Consider the following 7,499-nt stretch of genomic DNA (forward strand, 5'->3'; position numbering starts at 1 on the left):
CCATGGACAAGCCTCGGTCGGAGAGAACATCGATGAAAATGCTCAGGCCGCCGCAAACGCAGGCGATAACGTAGCGACATTTGGTTGGGCCTTTGCTGGTGCGGCGTGGAATCTTCTTGGCGCCGAGTCGGTAAGTCAGGTAGCTGACAAGGGGACGGCAGCTGGCACTGAAAACATGGTGATGGCCGCAGTTTCTATCGTCTCTTTGGGCAAAGGTGAGGAAGCAGCCACAATTGGTAAGGATGCCCTGCAGGGCGTCGAAAACATCGCAAAAGACGTTGCTTCGACGTCTAAAGCCTTCAGCAAGGAAAAGCAAGCCTTAGTCGATATGGCTAAGTCAGATAAGAGAACCGGAATCACGTCTGGTGACATGCAGGCTTATAAAGATCTAAACAAAGAATTGCCGGACCCATTTCCTACGAACAAAGTACGTGGGCCCGAATCACACGATTCCGGCGCCCCTACTTCTCAGCAGCCCCATGGTCACGTTGGGCCAGTTGATCACATTCCAATTAAGGACCCACCACAATAATGACTAAAATTTTAGATTGGTTAGTAAAGGCGTGCGATGAACTAGGGCTCGGCATCGACGCCGGATATGTGATTGTTTTAGGAAACGGCCACCAGATAGGGACTGTTGCGAGAATCCGTGATCTGGGGGCAAAAAATGGAATGCTGATAATTTCCCAATATTCACAGGTGAAGCAATATCAGGATGAAGTAAAGCAACTGGGATATGCATTTTCGGTCTTGGATGAACCTTCCCCACAAGAGAGCTATGACCATGAATCCTTCATCGAGATGTTTCATGACTGGGGGTGGGCAGGAGCTGAAGCTAAGCGGCCCGATTGGTTTGGCTGCTGATAGCCCCGACGTCCCCCCAGATTTGAGTAGCGGTCGGGTTTCGACTCCCATGCTCTGCCGCCACCTCAGCTCACGTCGATACCCGGGCTTCCCTCGACCACGGTGCCGACGATGCTTGCGCGCGGATAGCCGGCGTCCTCGATCAGCATGCGTACGGCTGCGGCACGCTCTGCCTTGCAGGCGACCAGGAGGCCGCCGGACGTCTGCGGGTCAGTCAGAAGATCGCGGCGCCATGAAGGCAGGTCGCTGGCCAGGTCGACGCCCTCGCCGTAGCTGTCCCAGTTTCGCTTCGGCGCGCCGGTGATGAAGCCCGCTTCGGCCAGCTCCCTTGCCTGCGTAAAGAAGGGAACACGCGCCTCATCGAGAGCGATGCGCACGCCGCTGCCGCGCGCCATTTCCATGGCGTGGCCGAGCAACCCGAAGCCGGTGACATCCGTGATCGCATGCACGTCCTCATCCTTGCCCAGCTCATGCCCGATGCGGTTGAGCAGCGTGGTCGAGGCAATCATCTCGTCATAGGCGTCCTGCGGAAGCGACTGCTTCTTGAACGCGGCAGAGTAGATCCCCACCCCGATTGCCTTGGTCAGGATGAGTACGTCACCCGGTTTCGCGCCCGTGTTGCGGCGTACGTTGGACGGGGTGCACAAGCCAATCGCTGCGAGCCCGTAGATCGGCTCGGCCGAATCGATCGAATGGCCACCCGCGATCGGAATACCTGCCTCGGCGCAGACCGCTTCGCCACCGGCARGGATGGCGCGCACGGTCTCGATGTCGACCTTGCCCAATGGCATGCCGAGAATGGCGAGCGCCATGATCGGCTTGCCGCCCATCGCATAGACGTCGGAGAGCGCATTGGCGCCGGCGATCCGGCCGAAATCGTGGGGATCGTCGACCACCGGCATGAAGAAGTCCGTCGTGGCGATCACGCAGGTATGGTCGTCCACCTGCCACACCGCCGCGTCGTCACTGGATTCGGTACCCACGAGCAACTGGGCGAACGGCATTGTCGCCGGCTTGTCGGCGAGTAATTGCCGGAGCACCGACGGTGAGAGCTTGCAGCCACAACCGCCGCCATGGGCAAGTTCAGTCAAACGGGTACAAGTCATGGAAAGCTCCACCAAAGTTGCGCTGGCGCGACGGAGGGGTCATGCGGCAGGATAACCATAGACGATTTTCGGGGGGATGCCATGTCCGTCGCTCTGCGTAGCGCCCGTACCGTGCGCTGGTCCGTCTTCCTGTTGCTGGCTGTCGTCGGCCTCTTCTACGTGAAGTGGTTTCCGTACTACGGCCGCGCCTTCGACGCCGCAGCGAACCATTCCATCGGCAAGTCCATCCTGATGGGCGACGCATCCAGCGCGCCCGACCCGTCTTTGAGTGCAGCCCTCGGCTATGCCGTTGCTTACGGGAAAGCCATCTGGAAGGCCATGGTGCTCGGCCTGCTGCTCGGTTCCGGCATCCAGGCCCTGATCCCGTCGAATTGGGTTCAACGTGCCCTGGGCAAGCCAGGCTTTGCCGGTACGGTAGCCGGTGGCCTCATGGGCATACCGGGCATGATGTGTACGTGTTGCGCCGCACCCGTGGTCGTGGGGCTCCGCAGGCAGCGGGCCGCCACAGGGCCGTCGGTCGCGTTCTGGCTGTCGAACACCATGCTCAATCCGGCGACACTGGTGTTCACCGGCTTCGTCCTCGGCTGGAACTGGACGCTGCTTCGCGTACTACTTAGCGTTCCGATGGTCTTCGGGCTGGGTTACCTCGCGAACCGGTTCATGATCAGGGACACGACGGCTCCGCTCGAGGCCTTGCCGACCGAAACCGAACACGAAGCCTCATCGCTGGCCGATGTGGGCCGCCGATGGGTCACGGTGTTCGCCCGCATGACGCTGCGATTGATCCCCGAATACATCGTGATCGTGCTGCTGCTCGGCGCCGCGCGCGCCTGGATGTTCCCGCACATCGGCCCGGAGATCGGCGAACAATGGTTCTGGATCGTCGCGCTGGCCGTGGCGGGCATGTTGTTCGTCATTCCCACCGCAGGTGAAGTACCCATCGTGCAGGCGATGCTCGTCCTCGGCATGGGGGCCGGACCTGCCGCGGCTTTGCTGATCACCCTGCCGCCGGTCAGTTTGCCCTCGATGGCGATGCTTGGCCGTTCCCTGCCCTGGCGCCTGCTCGTGTCGCTTGCGGCGGCGGTGGTGGGCTTTGGTGTGCTGGCCGGGCTGATAGCCTCGGGTCTCCAGATGCATTGATCTGCATTACGTCCGTACTTCGACCCATTGGCTGCGCCAGGCGGGCGCGTCGAACGGATCCGCGAAATACTGCGTCTCGTGCGCTACCTTGCCGTCGCGAAACTCCATGATGCTCACCGTGAAGGCGCGCTTGCCCTGGTAGGTGATGATGTACTCGGTCACCCACAGATGGTCCTGCCCGACGATACGCCRCACCTTGAACCCGGAGGGCTTACCGGGGTGATGGCTGCGAAGCGCCTGTAGGTTATGCCGCCCGTGAATCACCTCGCCTGACTGCGGATACTCGCAAACCGCATCATCATGGTAAATCTCGTGTTCGGCGAATTGATCGCCGCTGGCGGATGCCGCCCAGTGCTGGTCGATGGCCGATCGGATGCTCTGCTCGTTCATCCCGCACCTCCCGTGAATAGGCCTGGCTGCTTGTTCGCACGCTAGCACCTTCGCCCACAGCCGGACATCAACCGAAAGTATGTCCGGGTGGCACGCTACCGAGTCGCCTGCGGAGCGATACTGCAGAGGTCTGTCGAAGAGGTCCCCCGAATGAACACCCTCGCTTTCTTTGCCGCCGGCATGATCATGACCGCCACGTCGAGCGCAGCCACGCTACCGTCCAGTCATGCGACGACCACCTACCATCGCGTTACCGTCGACGGCGTCGGCGTGTTCTATCGCGAGGCCGGACCCAGGGATGCGCCGACGCTGGTGCTGTTGCATGGCTTCCCGTCGTCGTCTCGCCAGTTCGACAGCCTTATTCCGTTACTTGCCACGCGCTACCACCTGATCGCGCCGGACTATCCCGGTTTCGGTCAGAGCGACGCACCGGATCCGTCGACGTACGCCTATACGTTCGATCATCTCGCCGAGACGACGAATGGACTTCTCGAACAACTCGGCCTGAAAAAATACTCGCTGTACCTGCATGATTACGGCGGTCCCGTCGGTTTTCGGATCATGGTGAAGCATCCCGAGCGCGTGCAGGCGTTGATTGTCTCCAACGCCAACGTTTACCAGGAAGGGCTCGGGAAGAAGTGGGCGCTTATCGCGGAGTACTGGAAGGATCCCAAAGCCCACCCGGAGGTTTTTGCGAACTTCGTCTCGCAAGCGGCCACGGAGCAACGTCACACGCTTGGCAGCTCRCATCCGGAACGCTACAACCCCGACACATGGACCGACGAGTTCGCGCACCTGTCACGCCCGGGACAGCAGGAGATCCAGTCGGCGCTGTTGTACGACTATCGGAACAACGTGGCCTCGTATCCGGCCTGGCAGGCGTGGCTGCGTGCGCACAAGCCGCCGACCCTTGTCGTCTGGGGCAAGAACGATCCCTCGTTCATCGGCCAGGGCGGCGAAGCGTATCGACACGACGTTCCCGACGCCGAAGTCCACCTGGTCGACGCCGGTCATTTCCCCTGGGATGAAAAGGTCGACGAGATAGCCACGCTGGTCCTGGCCTTCCTCGACAGGCAGCCTCGCTGAACGCGGCGTGCCGGCAACCGCCGGTCGGGGCGCCTGACGCTTATACTAACCGACTCGTTTGTTTCACTACGTACCCAAAAACATGTTGAGAAGCGACCAAGTTCTTGTGACCGTCGGCACGGCCTGCACCCTTTCGGCAGTGGGTTCGACGGAAACCTACCAGGCCCTGGTGGCCCGGTCGGATGAATTCCTTCCCCTCGCGGCATTCGATGCCGGCCTGGTGGATATCGACCCGGAGGCGGCCAGCGCCGTCGATGGCATGCGTTGGGCAACGGGCGAACACGCCGGCGAGCCGGTCACGCTGGACGAACTGAAGCAGCTGCACGGCGAGTCCCTGCGCGCCAACAGCGGCATCCGGCACGTACCCGGTGTGCGCGAACTGGCCCCGCGCGTGGTCACCGACATCGCCGCGCCGCTTCCTCACGATCTGGAAACCGTCGGCCTGCGGCGCCTGGCAGGCCTGCGCTACGAGGACATCCGTGCCTCAAAGCTCAAAGACATGCACGGGCTTTTCCAGGACGACGCCTTGCTCAGCCCTTCGTTGCAGGCGCAGCTGTTTGCCTACGGCGCCCTGGGCGCCCTGGCCGGCCTGCCGCGCCCGCTTTCGGAACTGGTGCCCAACCCGTTCGACTTCCGCGTGGCGTCAGCCACCGCGTTCGGCGGCATGGATGCCCTCGCCCAATGGCTACGGCCGGATGCGCCGTTGCCCGAAGGCGGCATCCCCAAAGACACCTTCGCCGTGCGGCTCTCGCACTCGCTGGGCTCGCATGGCCCTGCGCTGGTGTCGACCATGCTTTCGCCGAGCTACAGCATCAGCCGGGTACTGAAGAATCCGGAGCTGCGCGAATCGTTGCGCTCGGACGATATCGGCTACACGCGCGTGCCGCAGGCGCCGATGACCGCGGTGGGTGCCTGTGCCTCCAGCCTCATCGCCCTCGCCGATGTCGCGCCGCAGATGCTGTTCGACTATCCCGGCTTTCATAAGCCACAGATGGTGCTACTCACGGCGGCGGATGCCGCGTTGCAATCGCGCTACGGCATCCTCGAAGCCTTTGGCGGCGGCGCCCTGATGACGGGCGACAAGCTCGCCGCCAAGAACGCCGCGCATGCCGACGGTAACGTGCGCAGCGTGCACGATTCGCTCGCCCCATTCGATGTCGACGCCGACGGCACCGTGGTCGGCCATGGCGGCTCGGGCCTGCTGGTGACCACCCTCGAATTCGCCCTGCGCAACCAGCTGGATATCACGTCCATCATCGTCGGCTGGGGCCAGAGCGGCGAAGCCGGTGGCAAGGCGCACTTCGCGGGTGTCGGCTTCGGCGGCGAAAACGCGCTGGTCCAGGCACTCGACATGGCGTTCCAGGGTCACGGCTACGGCGTCGGCGACTTCCAGTACATGGCGGCTCATGCCACGGGTACGCGCACGAATTCGAAAACGGATCTCGGCACGGCGCTGGCGGGCTTGCGTGGCGCGGCTCAGAGGCAAGGCCTGACCGGGGAACTGCCCAAACTCGTGGTCGGTACACCGAAGGCGGTCGGCGATGGCCACACCATGGGTGAGACCGGGCTGAAAGCCTTGTCGCAGGCCCTGCAGTTCGTCCTGGGGCGCACGGCGCCGGGCGTACCCACGCTGCGTCGACTCGATCCCGATCTTGCCGAGATCGCCAGTCACTTCCACCTGCAGGCCGAGCCGTCGCCGGGTAACGCCGATGGTGGTGCGATCTGCGCGACCCAGGGGTTCGGTGGCTACAACGGCGCCGTGGCACTGCGGTCGGCCACGGCGGAAGCCTTCGCGCGGTACGCGTGCGATGCCGAGACACTGGCAACGTATCTCGCCGCGTGGCCGACGATCCGCAGCGAGCGCGAACAGCGTGAGCGGGTGGCGCGACGCGGCCCGAAGCTGGCCCTGTCGATGGCGGAAAAGCATCGGTGGATCGGGCTGGACTGAGTTACGGGACGACGGGAAGAAGTCACCGGTGACTTCACACACCTTCGATTGACGGGCCCCCGCGCATCGCCGAGGGTTGAAGGTATTGTCCTTGCTCCGGTCCATCGTATGCACCGTCATGCCGTTCGCCTAGCCGAGGCCTTGCTCCTGTTTGCCATGCTCGCCTCCCCGCTCCTTTCCGCCCAGGACGCGGCGATCCCGGCCACGACCCTTTCCCCGGCCGATGCACAGCGGGCCGCCGATGTCCTGCAGGATGCACACAAGCGCGCCGAAGCGATCCGCACACTACAAGCGATAGCGGCTGGCGCCCCGGCGCCCGCCTCATCGACTGCCGCTCACCCCACGCCTGCTCGCGTCGCTGTTCCGCCCCCGGCCACTACCGCAGCCACTTCAGCAGCCATCCCCTTGCAGCAGGACGGCCTCATCGCCCGAATGCTTCGCCACATCGGCCAGTGGGAAGATGGGTTGGGCGGGCAGCTGGCGCAGCTTCGCCATGTCGTCGGCGAGCTTCCCGCTGTCGCCCGGCAGACGACGAACAACCTTGCGAGGGGCGATCAACGCGAGCTGGTCGGACATCTGCTGCTCGTGCTCGTGATCGCGTTCGGTGTCGGTCTCGCCGCCGAATGGGGCATGCTTCGCCTCCTCGCACGGCCGCGGCGCGGACTCACCGCGCACGCGGACGAAGCCGACCAACCCGCGCCCGCTGCCGAAGCGCCCAATCACACCAACCACTGGCGCACGCTACGCCACCTGCCGTTCGCGCTGGCGACGCTGCTGCTCGATCTTCTTCCGGTCGCTGTGTTCTTCCTCTTCGCCGGGCTCTTGCTGCGCTGGATGACTGACAACCCGCAGGTGGCCGACATCACCAGCGGCTTTGTCGATGGTTACGTCACCGCGCGCATCGGTATGTGCGTGCTGCGGCTGCTCGTCTCGCCCGTGGGTCACGGCCTGAGGCTCATCAGGGT

Annotated in this window: 8 protein-coding genes; 6 read left to right on the forward strand and 2 right to left on the reverse strand. The window is 63.4% G+C overall.

Going from position 1 to position 7,499, the window contains the following annotated elements:
• Nucleotides 1-532, forward strand: a 532-nt coding sequence (locus tag AC1DT2_RS12295; RefSeq protein ID WP_477296520.1) for a hypothetical protein, incomplete at its 5' end; no start/stop codon positions are given.
• A complete protein-coding gene (locus AC1DT2_RS12300; RefSeq protein ID WP_477296522.1) occupies nucleotides 532-864 on the forward strand; it encodes a hypothetical protein in 333 nt (110 codons plus the stop codon). The genes AC1DT2_RS12295 and AC1DT2_RS12300, both read left to right, overlap by 1 nt.
• A gap of 65 nt (nucleotides 865-929) precedes the next feature.
• Here the strand turns inward: AC1DT2_RS12300 and selD are convergent, their stop codons facing one another.
• The gene (selD, locus tag AC1DT2_RS12305) at nucleotides 930-1,970 is read right to left on the reverse strand and encodes a selenide, water dikinase SelD (RefSeq protein ID WP_477296524.1); all 1,041 of its coding nucleotides are present in this window, start codon (nucleotides 1,968-1,970) and stop codon (nucleotides 930-932) included.
• Nucleotides 1,971-2,051: 81 nt separating this feature from the next.
• Here selD and AC1DT2_RS12310 point away from each other — a divergent pair, with 81 nt between their 5' ends.
• Nucleotides 2,052-3,110 (forward strand): permease, encoded by a 1,059-nt coding sequence (locus AC1DT2_RS12310; RefSeq protein WP_477296526.1) that lies wholly within the window; start codon nucleotides 2,052-2,054, stop codon nucleotides 3,108-3,110.
• 6 nt (nucleotides 3,111-3,116) lie between these two features.
• Here AC1DT2_RS12310 and AC1DT2_RS12315 read toward each other — a convergent pair whose 3' ends face one another.
• A complete protein-coding gene (locus AC1DT2_RS12315; protein ID WP_477296528.1) occupies nucleotides 3,117-3,500 on the reverse strand; it encodes a nuclear transport factor 2 family protein in 384 nt (127 codons plus the stop codon).
• A gap of 150 nt (nucleotides 3,501-3,650) precedes the next feature.
• Between AC1DT2_RS12315 and AC1DT2_RS12320 the strand changes: the two genes are divergently transcribed.
• From AC1DT2_RS12320 to AC1DT2_RS12330, 3 genes are all read left to right on the forward strand, one after another.
• Complete coding sequence (locus AC1DT2_RS12320) at nucleotides 3,651-4,586, forward strand: alpha/beta fold hydrolase (protein ID WP_477296530.1); 936 nt, start codon at nucleotides 3,651-3,653, stop codon at nucleotides 4,584-4,586.
• Nucleotides 4,587-4,668: 82 nt separating this feature from the next.
• Nucleotides 4,669-6,534: a beta-ketoacyl-[acyl-carrier-protein] synthase family protein gene (locus tag AC1DT2_RS12325; RefSeq protein ID WP_213947583.1), complete on the forward strand. Its 1,866-nt coding sequence runs from the start codon at nucleotides 4,669-4,671 to the stop codon at nucleotides 6,532-6,534.
• A gap of 108 nt (nucleotides 6,535-6,642) precedes the next feature.
• A partial coding sequence (locus AC1DT2_RS12330) for a hypothetical protein (protein ID WP_477296533.1) occupies nucleotides 6,643-7,499 on the forward strand: 857 nt, incomplete at its 3' end.

This window comes from Luteibacter sp. P4_E6 (assembly GCF_056401535.1).